This is a genomic window from Psychrobacter sp. CR212 (genome assembly GCF_059693765.1).
The window spans coordinates 1-17,469 of record NZ_JCATIF010000006.1; the positions used below are offsets into that span (position 1 = coordinate 1).

General features: G+C 43.7%; 14 protein-coding genes. 8 read left to right on the forward strand and 6 right to left on the reverse strand.

Annotated features, from left to right (window positions below):
• The first annotated feature begins 207 nt into the window (after positions 1–207).
• Positions 208–1,290: a hypothetical protein gene (locus tag AC58CZ_RS10955; protein ID WP_494224470.1), complete on the forward strand. Its 1,083-nt coding sequence runs from the start codon at positions 208–210 to the stop codon at positions 1,288–1,290.
• Between the two features lie 151 nt (positions 1,291–1,441).
• On the opposite strand, the gene AC58CZ_RS10960 is transcribed toward AC58CZ_RS10955, so the two are convergent.
• On the reverse strand, positions 1,442–1,702 hold the full coding sequence (locus AC58CZ_RS10960) for a DUF1289 domain-containing protein (RefSeq protein WP_494224471.1): 261 nt from the start codon (positions 1,700–1,702) through the stop codon (positions 1,442–1,444).
• A gap of 188 nt (positions 1,703–1,890) precedes the next feature.
• On the opposite strand from AC58CZ_RS10960, the gene AC58CZ_RS10965 reads away from it, so the two are divergent.
• From AC58CZ_RS10965 to AC58CZ_RS10975, 3 genes are all read left to right on the forward strand, one after another.
• Positions 1,891–2,544 carry a YqiA/YcfP family alpha/beta fold hydrolase gene (locus AC58CZ_RS10965; RefSeq protein ID WP_494224472.1) on the forward strand — a complete coding sequence of 218 codons (654 nt, stop codon included), beginning with the start codon at positions 1,891–1,893 and terminating at the stop codon, positions 2,542–2,544.
• A gap of 110 nt (positions 2,545–2,654) precedes the next feature.
• Positions 2,655–4,541, forward strand: a complete 1,887-nt coding sequence (parE, locus tag AC58CZ_RS10970) for a DNA topoisomerase IV subunit B (RefSeq protein ID WP_494224473.1) — start codon at positions 2,655–2,657, stop codon at positions 4,539–4,541.
• A 154-nt stretch (positions 4,542–4,695) separates the two neighbouring features.
• On the forward strand, positions 4,696–5,421 hold the full coding sequence (locus tag AC58CZ_RS10975; RefSeq protein ID WP_497413153.1) for a lysophospholipid acyltransferase family protein: 726 nt from the start codon (positions 4,696–4,698) through the stop codon (positions 5,419–5,421).
• Positions 5,422–5,526: 105 nt separating this feature from the next.
• On the opposite strand, the gene budC is transcribed toward AC58CZ_RS10975, so the two are convergent.
• Positions 5,527–6,309, reverse strand: a complete 783-nt coding sequence (budC, locus tag AC58CZ_RS10980; protein WP_494224474.1) for a meso-2,3-butanediol dehydrogenase — start codon at positions 6,307–6,309, stop codon at positions 5,527–5,529.
• A gap of 294 nt (positions 6,310–6,603) precedes the next feature.
• Here budC and AC58CZ_RS10985 point away from each other — a divergent pair, with 294 nt between their 5' ends.
• A complete protein-coding gene (locus AC58CZ_RS10985; protein ID WP_494224475.1) occupies positions 6,604–8,043 on the forward strand; it encodes a hypothetical protein in 1,440 nt (479 codons plus the stop codon).
• Between the two features lie 137 nt (positions 8,044–8,180).
• Here AC58CZ_RS10985 and AC58CZ_RS10990 read toward each other — a convergent pair whose 3' ends face one another.
• Positions 8,181–9,851, reverse strand: coding sequence for a mechanosensitive ion channel (locus tag AC58CZ_RS10990; RefSeq protein ID WP_494224476.1), 1,671 nt, complete (start codon positions 9,849–9,851; stop codon positions 8,181–8,183).
• A gap of 462 nt (positions 9,852–10,313) precedes the next feature.
• Between AC58CZ_RS10990 and bamJ the strand changes: the two genes are divergently transcribed.
• On the forward strand, positions 10,314–11,045 hold the full coding sequence (gene bamJ / locus AC58CZ_RS10995) for a BamJ family beta-barrel-assembly machinery protein (RefSeq protein WP_058025059.1): 732 nt from the start codon (positions 10,314–10,316) through the stop codon (positions 11,043–11,045).
• A 94-nt stretch (positions 11,046–11,139) separates the two neighbouring features.
• On the opposite strand, the gene argA is transcribed toward bamJ, so the two are convergent.
• On the reverse strand, positions 11,140–12,462 hold the full coding sequence (argA, locus tag AC58CZ_RS11000) for an amino-acid N-acetyltransferase (RefSeq protein WP_071002725.1): 1,323 nt from the start codon (positions 12,460–12,462) through the stop codon (positions 11,140–11,142).
• 341 nt (positions 12,463–12,803) lie between these two features.
• Between argA and AC58CZ_RS11005 the strand changes: the two genes are divergently transcribed.
• Positions 12,804–13,391, forward strand: a complete 588-nt coding sequence (locus tag AC58CZ_RS11005; RefSeq protein ID WP_371532770.1) for a hypothetical protein — start codon at positions 12,804–12,806, stop codon at positions 13,389–13,391.
• 140 nt (positions 13,392–13,531) lie between these two features.
• Here AC58CZ_RS11005 and AC58CZ_RS11010 read toward each other — a convergent pair whose 3' ends face one another.
• On the reverse strand, positions 13,532–14,518 hold the full coding sequence (locus AC58CZ_RS11010) for a patatin-like phospholipase family protein (protein ID WP_494224477.1): 987 nt from the start codon (positions 14,516–14,518) through the stop codon (positions 13,532–13,534).
• A 301-nt stretch (positions 14,519–14,819) separates the two neighbouring features.
• On the opposite strand from AC58CZ_RS11010, the gene recG reads away from it, so the two are divergent.
• Entirely contained in the window at positions 14,820–17,171 is a 2,352-nt protein-coding gene (gene recG, locus AC58CZ_RS11015) for an ATP-dependent DNA helicase RecG (RefSeq protein ID WP_494224478.1), read from the forward strand.
• Between the two features lie 165 nt (positions 17,172–17,336).
• Here the strand turns inward: recG and AC58CZ_RS11020 are convergent, their stop codons facing one another.
• Complete coding sequence (locus tag AC58CZ_RS11020) at positions 17,337–17,465, reverse strand: hypothetical protein (RefSeq protein WP_256714007.1); 129 nt, start codon at positions 17,463–17,465, stop codon at positions 17,337–17,339.
• Between the last annotated feature and the right edge of the window lie 4 nt (positions 17,466–17,469).

Below are 17,469 nucleotides of genomic sequence, written 5' to 3' on the forward strand. Positions count from 1 at the left end.
GAAACATCGTTGCGCCAATGGTAGTGTGGTTCGCCCATGTGAGAGTAGGTCATCGTCAGCTCTCTATTCCTGATTAGCCCCTTGATACTAACGTATCAAGGGGCTTTTCTTTGCGCGCTGTTTATGAATTTAGATTTTTGGCTTATGATATGAGTATATAAATTTATATAAAATCAATTCTTGTATAATTTAGTTAGGAGCTGAAATTTGAGTACTTATGGACAAGCAATGATTACTGAAACAGACGAAGCCTTATGTGCGCTGAATAAATACATAATAAAAGGTTATGAAGAATCAGATATTAAAGATTTACTTTCAAAGATAGCTTCAGCAACAGAGCTTTTTCTTAAAAGGGACGTATTTCCTGCAAAAAGCAACAGGAATAATTTTTACTCATTTGTCGAAGAATTAAAAATACACTCTATAAGCCAAGATAAAATCGATTTCATTCATAATATAAGGCTTGCATATAATGCTGCTAAACATGATCCAAATAGTGTCATAAGCATACTCCAAGTTAAAGTAATGCTTGAGAATTTAAAGTTAGCTGTTGAGGATATTGTAATCGCTGCTATTGGTCGAGTTGGTTCTTACATTCGAGTAGCTACGACTAGAGTATTTTGGATTTGTGCATGGGATCATTACACCGCTGGAGAAACAGAAGTTACGGTATTCCTACCTAGTGAATACGATAATTTTCTGGGTGCAAACTCTGTAGATCATGTAAGCATTCATGGTTTAAAATGGGATGATTTTAAGGCTGATCTTCCAAATTTTGGGACGTTGCATCCTTACGAAGGACTTATACCTGAAGGACAGGTCGACTTTTGGCTATCCGAAGGTGATTGTCTAACTCCTTTTGTATTCGAAGGTGAATACAGTTCGCTAATAATCTGTCTATCAAAGTATCTCAAAGATGTAGATCTAATCTCAGGTTTAGCGAGAGAAGATAATCCTGTAAGTTTATTACAAACTGCAGTAATGGCAGTGATTGACACTTATGATAGTGATCCCAACGCGTCAAAAAATATCCAATGTGAGCGTGCACTTGTTCTAGCAAATAGTCAGTACGCAGTACTTCCAAAATTTAATGTCCGTATAGAGCATTATATTAGTAAAGTGGTGGATATAATTGATCCAACCCCATTGCAAGTAAAACATGCTTTGACAGGGCCAATATGGACTACAAAGGATTGCTATGATTCAAATGGGTCAATCTATAGAGATGATTCTCTTAGAACACTCGTTGATTCAAAGAACAGGGTTGTATTGGGAGTTAGAAGACTTTAGAAGCTACTACCAAATAATTTTTTCGACATTGCCAAAAATAAATTTGTAATAGGGTTTGTGAATAAATTTTTTTCCTGAAATTCATTAAATCCAAGATTTTACCCTTTATTTATTTCTGTCTACAGCACCTACTTATTCTACCTATTTTCTCTCAAAACAACTCACCCATCTCAAACTTTTCTTCAAAATCAAATCCTAACTGCTCATTCTTACGCAGTCGCATGAGCTCTATACGTAACTTACGTCCTACGATAAGCCTTAGCACCTCGCGTTGCTGCTCAGTCGTCATATCATACCATCGTTGGCGCTCGGCTCGACTGCGCAGGCAACCAAAGCAATAGCCTTTTTTATTGCTTTGACAGACACCGATACAAGGGTTGTCAATGTCGAACAGCTCAAACTGTTGATTCATGGCGACTCCATTGCTATTACCGTCATTCCTTTGACTGGTACCAAACGATTATGACCATATTATTATGTCGCAAATACCGACTAATGGTGTGCCATTTTATTGTTATTATTTTTGCGCATCGGGTGCTATGCTTAGCGTCACTAGCCTATATAAGACAATCATAACAAAATTAATAAGTGAGATGATACGTGAACCTGATTTATATCCATGGACTGGACAGCGATGCAAACTCGACTAAAGGGCTGCTGTTAGAAAAATATTGCCAGCAGCATCATGCTGATATCACGGTGCTGCGCCCTGATCTTAATAAATCGCCTGCGCAAGTGCGTGAGCAGTTGTTGTCATTGATAGAAGGGTTAAATAATAGCAAAGACCAACAGACGGGATCGTCCAACACGGTATTGGTCGGTAGCTCATTGGGTGGGTATTTTTCTACCTTAATCAGTAATCAAATAGATTGTCCTGCATTGCTGCTAAATCCTAGCACGCAGCCTCACGTTACGCTACAGCGCTTTTCTGATAACTCAGCATCAAATCAAGATAGTAGTGATGAGTCATCGGATAATAAAGTCCTGCATACGACGGCGGGCGGTTGGCGTATTACGCCGTCAGATTTGCAATGGTTTGCAGATCATCGGATATCTCAAGTCATTTATCCCAATAAAGTTGCTGTACTGCTGAAACAAGATGATGAACTATTAAACGCTGAGTTGTCTCAGGCCTTTTATCAAAGTCAGGGCGCATCAGTAACCGTACAAGCAGGAGGAGACCATCGCTTTAGTGACTTTGGTGAGCAGTTACCGATGGTGATAGAGATGCTACGAGAGTTAGTAAGGCCTTAGATAGACGACATTATATGACGTGAACGATGGACTATTGACCTTAACGTCGCTGTTTTTGGTTATAATGGTTTTATAGAGTTAAACGCACATGAATAGTTAAGGATGCATTTGTGAGTCAATATAATGCGCAATCGTTAGAAGTTTTAGAAGGGCTGGAACCCGTCCGTCGTCGCCCAGGTATGTATACCGATACCACGCGACCAAACCATTTGGCGCAAGAGGTCATTGATAACTCGGTGGATGAAGCGTTGGCGGGTTATGCCAAAACCATCAAAGTGCAGCTGCATAGTGATGGGTCGCTGTCTGTCGAAGATGATGGGCGCGGTATGCCAACCGATATTCACCCTGAATTTGGTCAATCCGGTATTGAGCTGATTTTGACCCGTTTGCATGCAGGTGGTAAGTTCTCGACTTCTAATTATGAAGTATCGGGCGGTCTGCATGGTGTGGGTATCTCTGTCGTCAATGCGCTATCTACGCGCGTTGAAGTGACGGTATGGCGTGATAGTACCCAGTTTGATATGGCGTTTGAAAATGGCGCACCCGTGACGCCGTTGACGGAATCAGTCAGCTCCAACAAACGAAAACGTGGTACCAGAGTGCACTTTTGGGCCGATGGTAGCTTTTTTGATACGCCAAAACTTAATGTTAAACAGCTCAAGCACAACTTGAAAGCCAAAGCGGTTTTGGCCGCGGGACTAACGATTGAGTTCACCGATGATATCAATGATGAAAAGGTCGTTTGGCAATTTACCGATGGGGTTGTCGAGTATCTAAGCGAGCAATTAGATGGTCTTGAGACACTACCTGAAGCACCGTTTTATTATAATTATGATGCGAAAGCTGGCGAACGTGCGGGTGTGACCTTTGCATTGTCTTGGTTGCCTGAGGGTGGCACGCCAATTCAAGAAAGCTATGTGAACCTGATCCCGACGGCGCAGGGCGGTACGCACGTCAATGGTCTGCGTACAGGTATTTTAGAAGCGTTACGTGAGTTTTGTGATATTCATAACTTGCTACCGCGAAGTGTCAAGCTAACAGCAGAAGATGTGTGGGATGGCGTGAACTATATCTTATCCCTGAAGTTTTCTGAGCCGCAGTTCTCTGGCCAGACTAAAGAACGCCTATCGAGCCGCGAGGCGGCGGGCGCTGTACAGACCTTGGCAAAAGATGCGTTTAGCTTATGGCTCAACCAACATGCGGATATGGGCACGCAGATTGCTGAATTGGCGATTAATAAAGCAGGACGTCGCCTAAAGTCAGCTAAAAAAGTCGCTCGTAAGAAAATCACTCAGGGACCAGCGTTGCCGGGGAAATTGGCGGATTGTCGCGGTGATTTGCGCGATGGCGCAGAGCTGTTCCTAGTAGAGGGTGACTCGGCAGGCGGCAGTGCCAAGCAAGCACGTGATCGTCACTATCAAGCGATATTGCCACTGCGTGGTAAGATTTTGAATACATGGGAAGTCTCTTCGGATACGGTACTATCAAGCCAAGAGATTCATGATATTGCCATTGCGATCGGTGTGGATCCTGCCTCTGATGATCTGTCCGAGCTGCGCTATGACAAGATATGTATCTTAGCAGATGCGGACTCTGATGGTTTACATATTGCGACGCTGATCTGCGCGTTATTTGTGAAGCATTTCCCTGCGCTAGTGGATGCCGGTCATTTATTTGTGGCCATGCCGCCGTTGTACCGTGTCGATGTGGGTAAAGAGGTGCATTACGCGCTAGATGAGCCAGAGCTTGCGCATATATTAGCCAAGGTACCGGGCAATAAAAAAGCGCAAATCACGCGCTTTAAAGGACTGGGTGAGATGAGTGCTGAGCAGCTACGTGAGACGACGATGAGCCGTGATACGCGCCGCTTGGTGCAGCTTGATATGGACGATATGGTACTGACCAATGGCATCATGGATATGCTACTGGCGAAAAAACGTGCCGCTGATCGCAAGTCGTGGCTTGAGAGTAAAGGGGATTTGGCGGATATTTCTTAAAAAGGATGGATGTGTCTTAAAAGTATGTAGTGGCCTTTAACCGCGTACCGTACAAAATGCCCACATAGGCCATTACTTATATTTATCGTTGAGCACTTTATCGCATAATAAAAGCACGCAAAATTCGGCCTAGCATTATGGGCTTAATGGTATGATGATGGTATATTCATTATATTGTGCTGCTATGATGCCAAAGGTTTTTAAACACTCTCAGTCTGATACGACACCATCTGTACGCTCGAAAATACTGCCAAATCTTAGTAGAGAACAGGTGGGTGACAACGTGCCTAGGCGTGGCAATAAAGTATCGCCTGTTATTGGCTCGTGGCTCATGAGGGCGGCAGGATGGCGGACAGTGGGTGAGATACCTAATATCTCTCAGGCCGTGGTATTGGCGCTACCGCATACCTCTAATGTCGATGGGGTTTATGCCATTCCTAGTTTGTTTGCACTGGATTTAAAAATCAGTATTATGGCAAAGCATACGCTGTTTAGGGTGCCTCTATTCTCACAATTGCTGTATTGGATGGGTATTATCCCGATCAATCGCACGGATAAAGGCTCAGTTCTACAAGCTAGTATCGATAAATTTAAGACAGGTAAGCCGCTATTTTTGGGGTTAGCGCCAGAAGGCACGCGCAAATATACCGAAAGCTGGAAAACAGGCTTTTATTATCTGGCACTTGGTGCTGGCGTTCCTATCTTGCCCGTTGCGCTGGATTATAATACCAAGGAAGTCCGTTTTTTGTCTCTGGTGCATCCAACTGGCGATATCGAAGCGGATTTGCCAAAGATTTATGCCCAGTATCAAGGCGTGATGCCGCGTCATCCTGAGCGTTTATCGCAGCCGCTACAGGACATCAACAATGCCGCTAAATAAGCGTCTATCGTAGCACGCCAAAAACAAAAAGCCCCTGATATGATAGTATCAGAGGCTTTTTCTATAGATGTCGCGTTGATTATTATCAACTCACAAACCAAAATATTAGAATTGTGGTTGTCCGTTAGACGCGCTGACACCACCATCAACTGGTAGATTTACCCCAGTAATCATAGAGGCGTCATTACTGGCTAAAAAGGTAATGGCGGCGGCAATATCTTCTGGTGCTGCCAAACGTCCAAGCGGACAGCGGGCTAGAAATTTATCTATTTTACTGTCATTGTCTTGAATAGCAGTCGTCATATTGGTTTTGGTCACGCTTGGGTTGACGGCGTTGACACGCACACCATCGGGACCATGATCCATTGCTAGCGTACGCGTCAAATTGGTGACGCCCGCTTTGGCAGCGTTATAGGCGGCCATGTTCCAATCACCGCCCATACCTGAGACAGATGAGACATTGACGATATTGCCTTTGGTGGCGATTAGATGAGGCATAGCGGCTTGGCAGACATAAAACGTGCCATTCAAATTGATATTGATAGCCGAGTGCCAATCTTCAGAGGATAGGTTTGTTATTTTACCTTGAATCGCTTTTCCTGCGTTATTTACCAAAATATCAATCTTATCGAACTTATCAATCGCGCTGCTAATCATCCCTTGTACTTGGCTTTGTACGCTGATATCACAAGTGACACATAGGTAGTTGTCAGTATGAATCCACGTATGATCTTCTGGAAACTCTGCTGCTGTCTGCTCTAATGTCTCAGCCGTACGACCTACCAAAACAACTCTCGCACCTTCTTCTGCAAAGCGAATAGCAGTGGCACGACCAATACCTGATCCTGCGCCAGTGACGATGACGGTTTTTTCTTTGAAACGCTTCATAATGATCAATCCTTGTTATTATATATTGTTGGCTATAATGTTAATAAACATACCCTAGAGTGGCACGCAAGCATTGCTTATAATCCTAAAAGCGCGCACAAGCAATATTGCTTTGACATCATCATAGCAAGTCATTACGTTGAAAGCGACTGTGTCTGATAGTGCTTATGTAGCGTAATTTTACATTCGTAAAAATGTTGAAATGCCGATGACTATGTTTATAAATATGCCACCATTTTAATCAGCCAAAATGTCATTCATCACATATCATAAGATTATAAAGGGCTAGAATCTGTGTCTCATTCGTCTACTATAATATCCGATGGGGGCTACCTTGCTAGTGAGCTGGCCTGTTACTTACAGACAGCAGCGGTAGACATCGCTCTGGCTGGTATGCAGACTACTGAACAGCAATATGATGCTCGCTATAGCGCACGCTCGTATCATTACCAGCTCTCGTCGGGCAAGCTGCAACTGCTGGCACTGACATTATACTTGCCAATAAGTACAAGCTCAGCTGATATTGAGCGAGCACGTATGACTGCTATAAAAGCTGCGCTGGCATGGCATAAATCATCATTGTCTCAAAATGAACATGTTGCAGAGACTCATGATATTTTGGTTTTCGATATTCAGCTGACTGATAATGTAGTAGATGGTCATAAGAAAAATACTGATAGTCAGGACAGCAAGCAATTAAATCACTTGCAACATGCTTTTGGTGCTCGTTATTTTTTGGAGGACTTGGTTGTAGACATGAGTGAGGGCGGGCAGCAATTGCAAGTCTTCAGCTGGCATGACTGGCACTCAATACTGGTTGCGATACAGACACCCTGTGAGTTATGGCGGTTTTTGAATTATCACTTAGAGCAACTACAATATTCGGCTATCAGTCATGTCCCAAGTTTTGTATCAGAAGAAGTGCTAGTCGCTGAATTTTTGCAAAGCGCCTCTTTATTCACACCTGCGATCACAGTAGACAATGCACTTATCAAGTACGACATTCAGGACAAACCTAATCCAGCGTTGGTGGCCATGGCGCTTGCATATAAGAATCAGAGCACGACTGCGCAGATGTACCAACAGCATATGCAGCAGGCAGCCACGCTATGGTCACAGCTCAGTACACAAATGATAGCAGCATATGCTGATAAGCAGACATCTAGTAATGACCAAGAATCATCAACTGAGCCGTTGGGGTTTCGTTGGCAGCAGCAACTATTAGATGAGTCTCTATTTTCGCGTCATGAGCTGATCCGTACGCTATATAGACATCCTAAGCACAGTAAGACGCTGCAACAAGATGGTTATATCGTACATCAGCATTCCTACGAAACCTTGGGGCGGCATTATGTACTGATATTCTATGGACAAGACGCTCAAGCAAAGAATAGCAAAAATGCTATTCAACCGAATCTAGCAAAAATTGCACAGGATGTTGCGACTCGATTGCCAATAGCAGAGCTGCATCATATCGTTGTACTCGGTATCGACTTTATTACTGAGGCAAATGAAACGTTCATCGATATTGATGTGTGGATTCAGTCAGTGGACGCGATGACGCAAAGAGAGCGACAGCTAACCAAGCAAATACAACAATTAAAGAGCAAAAAGTCGCATCAAAATACGCAAAAGGCAGAGAAGCAAACTGCTCAAAACTCTGAGAGTCATCCTCAATCTGACAAGTTGCCTCAAGTACGTCTAAGCCTTTCTATACCGGCGCGAAAGAAATAATGAGCACGTAACATATTTTGAAAATCGAGCTGAGTATTCTGCTAGAAGCTGCTGTAAGTCTAAGTTATATTGACACTCACAAAAAAAGACAGCCTAGGCTGTCTTTTTCTTATTTAAAAGTGAGTCCTTATTGACGCTTATTTGTTTAGGTCGTCATCAAGGTTGTTACCAGGAAGGATTTGATTACTGTTATAGATATCATTGGTATCAGTATCTACGCGAGGAGTGTCAATCACATCAGTGCGCAAATCAGTCGTTGACGTGCTAGCAGCTGATGGCGTGTTATCACGTACTGAATCAGCCACTTTTTCTTGAGTAGACGAGCTTGGTTTGATTGCAGATTTTGCTTTTGTTTCGTCATGCTCACGGTCCATTTTGTCTTGCATTTTACGTAAGAAGCGAGCTGCTGCTTCTTGACCACCAAGACCAAATGATAGGGCAAAGGCGACGGCGACGGCACCGAGTGTTAGGCCAAATGCTAGATTCACGATTGAATCGGCAATACCCATGGCTTTTAGACCCATAGCAAGTACAAGGCCCATAATCAATACACGGACAATGTTTGCTAAGAATTGTGAACCTTGTTCAGAACGCTCAACAACACCTGCAATAATATTGGCAAGCCAAAATCCGATGAACAGGATAATCGCACCTAAGATGATGTTAGCGCCAAATGCGATAAACATCGTAATAATAGCTGAGATAGGCTCGAAACCTAGTAAATCAGCAGCTGCGATAGCAGCAAATAGCATAGCAAAGAAGATAATCGCATAAGCAACTAAGTCAGAGATTCTCTTGTCACCCATAGTCTCTTGCAAGCCAACTTTGGCAGGCATTTGATTGATTTGAGTGTTTTCAAGCAATCCTTTGACGATATTTGCAACCATACGTACAACATAAAAAGTCACAAATAAGATAGCCACTGCCATGAAGATGTTAGGCAATGCTTCCATGATTTTATTCAACATATTGGTCGCAGGGCGAGCAATAACGTCGATTTTTAATGCGTTCAAAGCAGCAATAATCGTTGGGATAATAACCACTAAAAATGCTAGCGAACCGGCAATATTAGGTAGGCTGTTTTGTTCACTTAAGCCAGCTTTCGTCGCTAACTCTTGAACATTAAAAGTAGAAACAAGGTTGGTCACAATGCCGCGTACGACTTTGGCAATGATATAACCAACAACAAATACCACACCAGCAATTAGGATGTTAGGGATAAAGCTGAAGATTTTGTCGACCATATTAGTCAATGGTGCAAACAAACCATCAAGCTCTAGCTGACCGAGTACCATGGTCAAAACAACCAATAGGATGAACCAGTAGACCATATCAGCGATGGTGCTGCTCATCGGTTTTACGCCTGCTTGTGTGCTTAGACGCTCGTCCATTGTCGTTTTAGAAAGCGCCGCATTGATTGCAGTGCGTGCGACAGTGGCGATAACCCAACCAATTACACCAAGCGCGATCGCACCGATGAGGTTAGGGATAAATGCCAATACTTGATTAACCATATTTGCAAATGGTGCCGAGATTGAGTTTAAGTTTAGTTGGCTAAGCGCCCCTGAAATAGCAATGATAAAGATAAACCAAAAAACAATCTTGGAGATAATTCCCTCAAGATCGTAAGTTTTACCGGTTGAAGAGTTCATGCGTTGATTAAGATTGACTTTAGAGAGCACACCGCGGACAAGTGCTGCGATACCAAGTGCGACCAGCCAACCAATGATAAATATCAAGATAGCGCCAATGATAGAACCGATAGGCCCACCAAGATAACCGTTAAAAGATGTATACATTGGGTTCATCTTATCCTCCTTGAATCATTCTATAGGTAACACTCAAAAGTATTGTTATTACAATCACTGTTGAATGAGACAAATATACAGATAGTTAATTATAAATAGTGTCTTTAAATTGAGTTATGGGAAGATATTATCATTTTCGAATAAAGGTAATTATCAAAAGTATCAGGCTGGTTTTTAGTTATCGCTTTGCTACTGACAATCATATATCAATGATAAATACCAACATTCGATTACTTATCTCCTTAACCAATTTAGCTTAGCCTATGTATTGATGGATTTAAAGATAGAAAGCTTTACCTGCCACTATATTTGTGTGATAACTTGTTATTATAATAGGAAATATTAACACAGACTGTACATTCGCCCGATAATTTCATGTAAAGCGTGGTTCCCAAAACTAAGATTTGTTATTATAGAGCAATGTGACATCTCGCCACTATTCTTACAATCAGAGAGTAATCTATGAAAAAAATCACTACTTTAAGCATTAGTGCCCTTGCTAGTGCTATGTTGTTAATGACAGGCTGTAGCACCAATAACGGCAGTCAAGAAACAGCTGCTCAAAGCGTTTCTATCACAGAGCAAAGCTCAGCAAGTGAAAAAGTGGGCTATAGCTTAGGATTCATGATGGCAGAAGGCAATAAAGAAGCTGTCAAAGATTTGAACCTGGATACTTTTGAAAAAGGTTTCCGTGATGGTTACGAAGGCAATGATTCAGCATTGACCCAAGAGCAAATGCAAGAAGTATTGATGACGTATCAAAAAGAGCAAGAAGAGCAGTTCGCAAAAGACATGCAAACCAAAGCAACAGAAAATAAAACTGCTGGCACAGCATTCTTAGCAGAAAATGCGAAAAAAGAAGGCGTGAAGCAAACGGATTCTGGCCTGCAATATAAAGTATTGAAAGAAGGTACAGGTAAATCGCCGAAAGCAACTGACGTGGTCGAAGTAAACTACGAAGGTAAATTGATCGATGGTACTGTATTTGACAGCTCATATGAGCGTGGTGAGCCAATTGAGTTCCCACTAAACCAAGTAATCGCTGGCTGGACGGAAGGTCTACAGTTGATGAAAGAGGGCGGCAAGTACGAGTTCTATATCCCATCAGACATCGCCTATGGCGAAGCGGGTAACGCTGGTATCGAGCCAAATAGCACGCTTATCTTTACGGTTGAGCTATTAAAAGTAAAGTAATGCGCGGCTGAAGCATTCATCTATAAAAAAAGCCTTCATAATGATTATGAAGGCTTTTTTATGCGCAGAGGTTTTATATCAGTTTGTCTATAAATTATAGGTTTTTTTGAAAGACTTTAGAGTTGCGACCATTGTGGTACTTCTCCAGACGTGCTGCTGGTAAGGCACTTGCCTCAACTTCCGCAAAGCCTTGCTCAACGAACCAATGGGCGGTACGCGTGGTCAGTACAAACAGTTTATGTAGACCATGGCTGCGCGCTTGCTGCTCTAAAAACGCGAGCAAATCAGCACCGCGGCTACCATTGCGATATTCAGGACGTACGGCAACACAAGCGACTTCTGCGGACTCTGCGTCTAACGTATGCAAGGCTGCACAACCCAAAATCATACCATCACGTTCGATGACGCTATAGTTGTCGATTTCTTGCTCTAAGCGTTCACGTGAGCGGCTGACTAAGATACCTTGCTCTTCTAGAGGGGATAACAGCTCGATAAGACCAACGACGTCATCGATATTGGCACGGCGAATTTCCTCGTAAGGATCATGGCTAATTAGCGTACCAGAACCGTCACGAGTGAATAATTCTTCTAATAGTGCACCGTTTTTGGCATAGGAGATGATATGCGTGCGATGGACACCTTGACGGCAAGCCAAGCTTGCGCAGTTCAAGAAATAATTGATTTCACAGTTCAAATCACGGTCACGTAAGAAGCGATCCACTTCGTTAGGAATCATCTCATGTAGCAAACGATCACCATCATTGATACCTGCTTCTTCGCCCAAAAATATCAGCTTATCAGCACCCAGCTCTACTGCGGCGCTAAGTGCAACGTCTTCAGCGAGCAAATTAAATACTTCACCCGTCGCAGAATAGCCCATAGAGCCCAAAATCACGATATGGTCATGCAGTAGATTGTTTTTGATGGCTTCAACGTCAATAGAGCGCACTTCACCCGTCATTTGATAATCAATGCCTTCACGAATGCCATAAGGGCGCGCCGTGACAAAATTACCTGAGATGGCGTCAATACGTGAGCCGTACATCGGCGAATTGGCCAGTCCCATCGACAGCTGTGCTTCGATCTGTAAGCGAATTGCGCCAACCGCTTGTAGGATAGCGGGCATTGCGGCACGCGGCGTGATACGAATGTCTTGATGCAGCGGAGATTCAATATTGTCGTCTTTTAGGTTTTTTTCGATCTGCGGTCGCGCCCCGTGTACCAGTACCAGCTTGATACCCAAACTATGGAGCAAGGCAAAGTCATGAATCAGTGTGCTGAAGTTAGGATGATTGACCGCTTCACCGCCAAACATAATCACGAAAGTCTTACCGCGATGCGTATTAATGTATGGGGCAGAGTTACGGAACCAATGGACGTATTCAGGGTTAATCTGTGGCATGGAACTAGTAGTCATAATGGGAGCAGTAGTCGTTAGAATAAGAAAAAGGGCGTAGCAAAAAAATGCCTAACGCTAAAGATTTACCATAGCAAAAAACGCGGTTATGAGCTATCTTTTATTTCAGCTGTGTTGAGGTCTTTTTATTGCCCATCGGTGATATACACAACCTCAACACGGGGTTAATGTACCCACAAATGCTTTTTGCTATGCTAAGCGCTATTGCTTTACTGTCAATGAACGAAGATAATCAATAAAAATAATGAATCTGATTCTTTTAATTTTTGACTATGTGTTAAGAAAACTCAGTTTTTGCCATTTGTGCTTTACCGATATATCAATCAGGGATAATGAGAACTATGAAAAAAAGTAACCAATTTGCTAGCCCATTTAGTGCTTGGAGCGGTCATCGCTTATTTCACGTTGTTGCCGGTACGCTCATCGGTGCGATGGTAGTCACGCAGGCATCTGCCATGCTGCCGACACCAGAGCAAGCAGTTGATAGCTCAATGGCAGTTCAAGCCAATACAAATGCGAGCAGCAACTCAAGTGCTCAAGCGGTTAATAGTAAAATCACAGCATCGTTGGTCAGTGTTGATGCCAATGGTCAAGAAGTACTCGTCCCTGTCGATACCAATACGCGTTTGCAATCAGGTAATGTATTGGAGTATCAAGGATACTTTACCAACACTAATGCTGATCGCGTCCGTAAGATGACTGTCACCATGAGTATTCCAGATCAAGTAGAGCTGTTAAATACGGTCGCCCCTGAGTTCCCATATGGTAGCGTCGATGGCAATAACTTCGCCCGTATGCCACTACGTACCAAGGTAGACAACCAGCTACAAGATGTCGCACTAAAATATTATAAAGCGGTTCGTTGGGATCTTGAAGGTGTCGGTTTGAACGACACCGTTGCAGTAAAATATCGCGCGCGCGTAAAGTAACGCTAAGACTTTTATAGTAAAAGTTCGTCAGATAATGATGTTTATTATTGATAAAGCACCACCGTTTATAACGGTGGTGCTTTTTTATGCATTGGATTTAATGTCGCTTGAATCTCTTGACGAGTACGCAATAAAGTTAATCAAAGCGTTGCGTATTTGCTAGTAGATTTCTCTCGAATCAGCTGTTTGATGGCGTTGATTTGTGGCGTCGTGACTTGTGCACCTGCTTTTATCAGCGCACGACGCTGCCTTGTATCTATTGAGCTATTACGACCGACATTAGGCGTAATGACAATGTCCGCGCGATCTCGTTCGTGGCGTATCGATGGGTAGCGATTGGTAGGAGATACGATATTGGTTTCAAGAAAGCCCCAAAAGTCGCCTAATGAGCTGATGGTTAGTGCTCTATTATCAGTAGGCCCATTGACTTGAGCGGCAGTCACATCAACAGCAATAACAATATCAGCGCCCAAGTCGCGTGCGCTGTCAACGGGTACGAGGCTGACCACGCCACCGTCAATATATTTTTTGCCGACTTTTTCTGGAATACGCGGGGCAATAAAAATATTGGGCACGCTACAGGATGCTTGGACAGCAAGCCCTGCATTACCTGTGGTAAAGACGGCTTTTTTTAGGGTGTTTTTTTCTGCTGCAATGGCGGCAAAGGCAATTGGAAAGTCTTCTATGACTTGTCCGCGAACTTTTTCATTCACAAAGTTTTTGAGTTTGATGCCTTCGACAAAGCCTTGATTGGACAACGTAAAGTCCGTCAACTGGCTATCGGTGGTGGTCAGTGCCAACTGCTCAAGCTGTAACGGCGTGTATCCACTGGCATACAGGCTACCGATTAAACTGCCGACACTCGTGCCGACGATCAGGGTAGGTTTGATGCCATTCTCTTCCAATGCCTTTATCACACCCACGTGGGCAAACCCTTTGGCACCGCCGCCACCCAAGACCAATGCGACGCTAGGTAACTTCACGATAGGCTCTGGCGTTTTAGGTATTTGAGCAGTGGGTGTTAGGATGCTGCAAGCACTGACGCATAACCCAACTATGGCAAGCATGCTAAGACGTAATATACTTAAACCTTGATGAGACGGTCGATATAGAGCAGAGTCTGACATAAAAAACACCTTATAAAATGACCGTAGTTTATAAAAACCATGATGCAGAAAAGCCATGTTGTAGAAAATAAGACAGCTACTATTTATATAATAGATGTAAACAAGTTGTTTTAAAGAGTTTTGCAGTCATGACGGAATAGCTTAGCATAAGTCATTGACTGTTCAGCTATAATGAGATGAATCGATGTTTATATTTTGCTGTTTTTACGGGTCGTTTTATGACAATCTTTCTTAGGTGAGTTATATTTAAAACAGCCGATGACATAGATAAAAATAATAAATAACCTTGTTAGGATCTTTGATGCCAGTATCGATGAATGTTTCTTCAGCCAATTCAGCAGACCATATAAGGCCTGACTTGCCACTCTCGGCGTTAGATATGCCAGTGACAGCGTTGGCAGGTGTTGGGACAAAGGTAGCTGAGCAATTGGCACAATTGAATATCAAGCGGATATTTGATTTGCTACTGCATTTGCCGCGTGATTATGAAGATCGCAGTCGACTGGTATCAATCGCAGAAGTGGCGCACGGACAGTCGGCTATGATTACCGGACGTGTGGTCCATGTCGATACTAAACGTAGCGGCATGACCGTAACTGTGGACGATGATACGGGCACCATAGCTTTGCGGTTTTTTAAAGTCTATCGTGGTCTGGTACAGACCATGAATTTGGGAACGCGCTTACAGCTATTTGGTGAGGTCAAAGTCAGCCGTTACGGCAAGCAAATACATCATCCTGAATATCAGGTTATCACTGACAATACAGTCATGACCGATCCGGGATTGCAGCCTATTTATCCTACTGTCAAAGGCTTACATCAAAACAAGCTGCGCACTTTAATTAAACTGGCATTGCAGACGGTTCGTAGTCAGGGTCTACCGATGACGCTATTTACGGCTGAAGACTTTGCCGTCGTGGCGGATCTACCCTTAGTACCTTTTGAGCCAGCTAAGCCAATCGTGTTAGAAGCCCCATTGCCAGAAGATATTTTTTCGACGCTCGCGAATAGTGTGCCTGATCATGTGATTAGCAATAATGTGAATAAGCCCACTGCGTCCATTTACAACGTCAATAACGATGTCCATAGCGCAGCTGCTCGCATCGCTCATAGAAATGTCTACAACTTAACGATATTTGAAGCGTTAGTTCTGCTACACACACCGCCCACTTATACTAATGCAAGCCAGCAATACAAACTGTTGACCCAACTGACTGCGCGTACTCACGCTGCCTGTCAGCGCTTGATTATCGAAGAGTTGACCGCCCATCAGCTCAGCCTGTTGTACCGTCGTCAGCAGCTGCATCAGCACAAAGCACCCAAATGTACGACCCACAGTCCGCTGGCTGATAAGCTATTTGGTGCATTGCCGTTTGATCTAACAGGTGCACAAAAACGAGTGATGAAAGACATCACGACTGATATGGCAACCTCTATCCCAATGCTACGACTGGTACAAGGTGATGTGGGCGCTGGCAAGACGTTGGTTGCAGCAGGAGCGGCGGGCTATGCGCTGGACAGTGGTTGGCAGGTGGCAGTCATGGCACCGACTGAGATTTTGGCAGAGCAGCATCTTGTGAACTTTAAACACTGGTTTGAGCCGCTGGGTATTGGTGTCGGCTGGCTCGCTGGTAAGCAAACTGCCAAACAGCGCCGCGAAGCATTGGAAGCGGTTGCGGAAAATACGGTACAAATCGTCGTTGGTACCCATGCCTTGTTTCAAGAGCACGTTGAGTTTGCTAAATTGGGACTTGTCATCATTGATGAGCAGCATCGATTTGGCGTTGAGCAGCGCATGGCATTGACCAATAAAGGCGTGGCCAATAGTACGCCGCATCAGCTAATCATGACGGCAACCCCGATTCCGCGAACGCTTGCCATGAGTGTTTACGGTGATATGGATACCTCTATCATTGATGAGTTGCCGCCAGGACGTACCCCCATTACCACGGTGACCATCGATCGTAATCGCCGCGATGAGGTGATCGAACGCATTGCCGTGAATTGCGAAGCGGGCAGGCAGGCATATTGGGTGTGCTCCTTAGTAGAAGCATCTAGCGTGCTCGATGCACAAGCAGCTGAAGCCACGTATGAAGATTTAAATGAGCGCTTAGACATTCGCATTGGCTTAGTACACGGCAAAATGAAATCTGCGGATAAACAAGCCATCATGCAGGCGTTCAAGGCGGGTGATTTGGATTTGTTAATTGCCACAACCGTGATTGAGGTGGGGGTTGATGTGCCCAATGCGTCGCTCATGGTGATCGAAAATGCGGAGCGTCTAGGGCTTTCACAATTGCATCAGCTTCGCGGGCGCGTTGGGCGCGGCTCAACCAAGAGCTTTTGTGTATTGTTATACCAAAAACCATTATCAGAAACAGGCACAGAGCGTTTGAACGTGCTACGTGATAGCACTGATGGTTTTGTTATCGCTCAAAAAGACTTAGAGCTGCGCGGACCGGGTGAACTGCTCGGTAAACGTCAAACAGGCAATGTTGGCTATTATTTGGCTGATTTGATACGTGATGAGCAGTTATTTGCGATTGCGCAGCGCTTGGCAAAGCACTTGATTGCAGACCCTACCAGAAAAGCAGATGTCAGCCAACTGATTCACCGCTGGATGCCAGAGGCAAGTCGTTATACCAATGCCTAGTTCATACATCAGTGAGGTAAGCAGTTATGTGGTTAGTGCTGGCTTTCGTCATGACAATGAATGATATAAGATCATCCTGATACTGAGAGTAAAAAAGAGCAAAAAAAGAGGACAGCCATTGCCATCCTCTTCTATTTATTACAGCCAATTGCTACACCGTTTAAGCTATTTCATTTTTTTTGCTTTTTTCAATGCTTTCTTAAGCGCTTTGAGGTCTTTATTTTTTTGCTTAATCTTTGCTTTGGTGTCTTTAATTTCTTGTTTGAGCTTTTTCACCTCTGATTTATTAGCCATGATG

Coding starts and splice junctions, on each gene's coding strand:
- recG (WP_494224478.1), top strand. CDS start 14,820: ATGCCAGTATCGATGAATGTTTCTTCAGCCAATTCAGCAGACCATATA.
- AC58CZ_RS10960 (WP_494224471.1), bottom strand. CDS start 1,702: ATGAATCAACAGTTTGAGCTGTTCGACATTGACAACCCTTGTATCGGT.
- AC58CZ_RS10990 (WP_494224476.1), bottom strand. CDS start 9,851: ATGAACCCAATGTATACATCTTTTAACGGTTATCTTGGTGGGCCTATC.
- budC (WP_494224474.1), bottom strand. CDS start 6,309: ATGAAGCGTTTCAAAGAAAAAACCGTCATCGTCACTGGCGCAGGATCA.
- AC58CZ_RS11020 (WP_256714007.1), bottom strand. CDS start 17,465: ATGGCTAATAAATCAGAGGTGAAAAAGCTCAAACAAGAAATTAAAGAC.
- AC58CZ_RS11010 (WP_494224477.1), bottom strand. CDS start 14,518: ATGTCAGACTCTGCTCTATATCGACCGTCTCATCAAGGTTTAAGTATA.
- argA (WP_071002725.1), bottom strand. CDS start 12,462: ATGACTACTAGTTCCATGCCACAGATTAACCCTGAATACGTCCATTGG.
- AC58CZ_RS11005 (WP_371532770.1), top strand. CDS start 12,804: ATGAAAAAAAGTAACCAATTTGCTAGCCCATTTAGTGCTTGGAGCGGT.
- bamJ (WP_058025059.1), top strand. CDS start 10,314: ATGAAAAAAATCACTACTTTAAGCATTAGTGCCCTTGCTAGTGCTATG.
- AC58CZ_RS10975 (WP_497413153.1), top strand. CDS start 4,696: ATGATGGTATATTCATTATATTGTGCTGCTATGATGCCAAAGGTTTTT.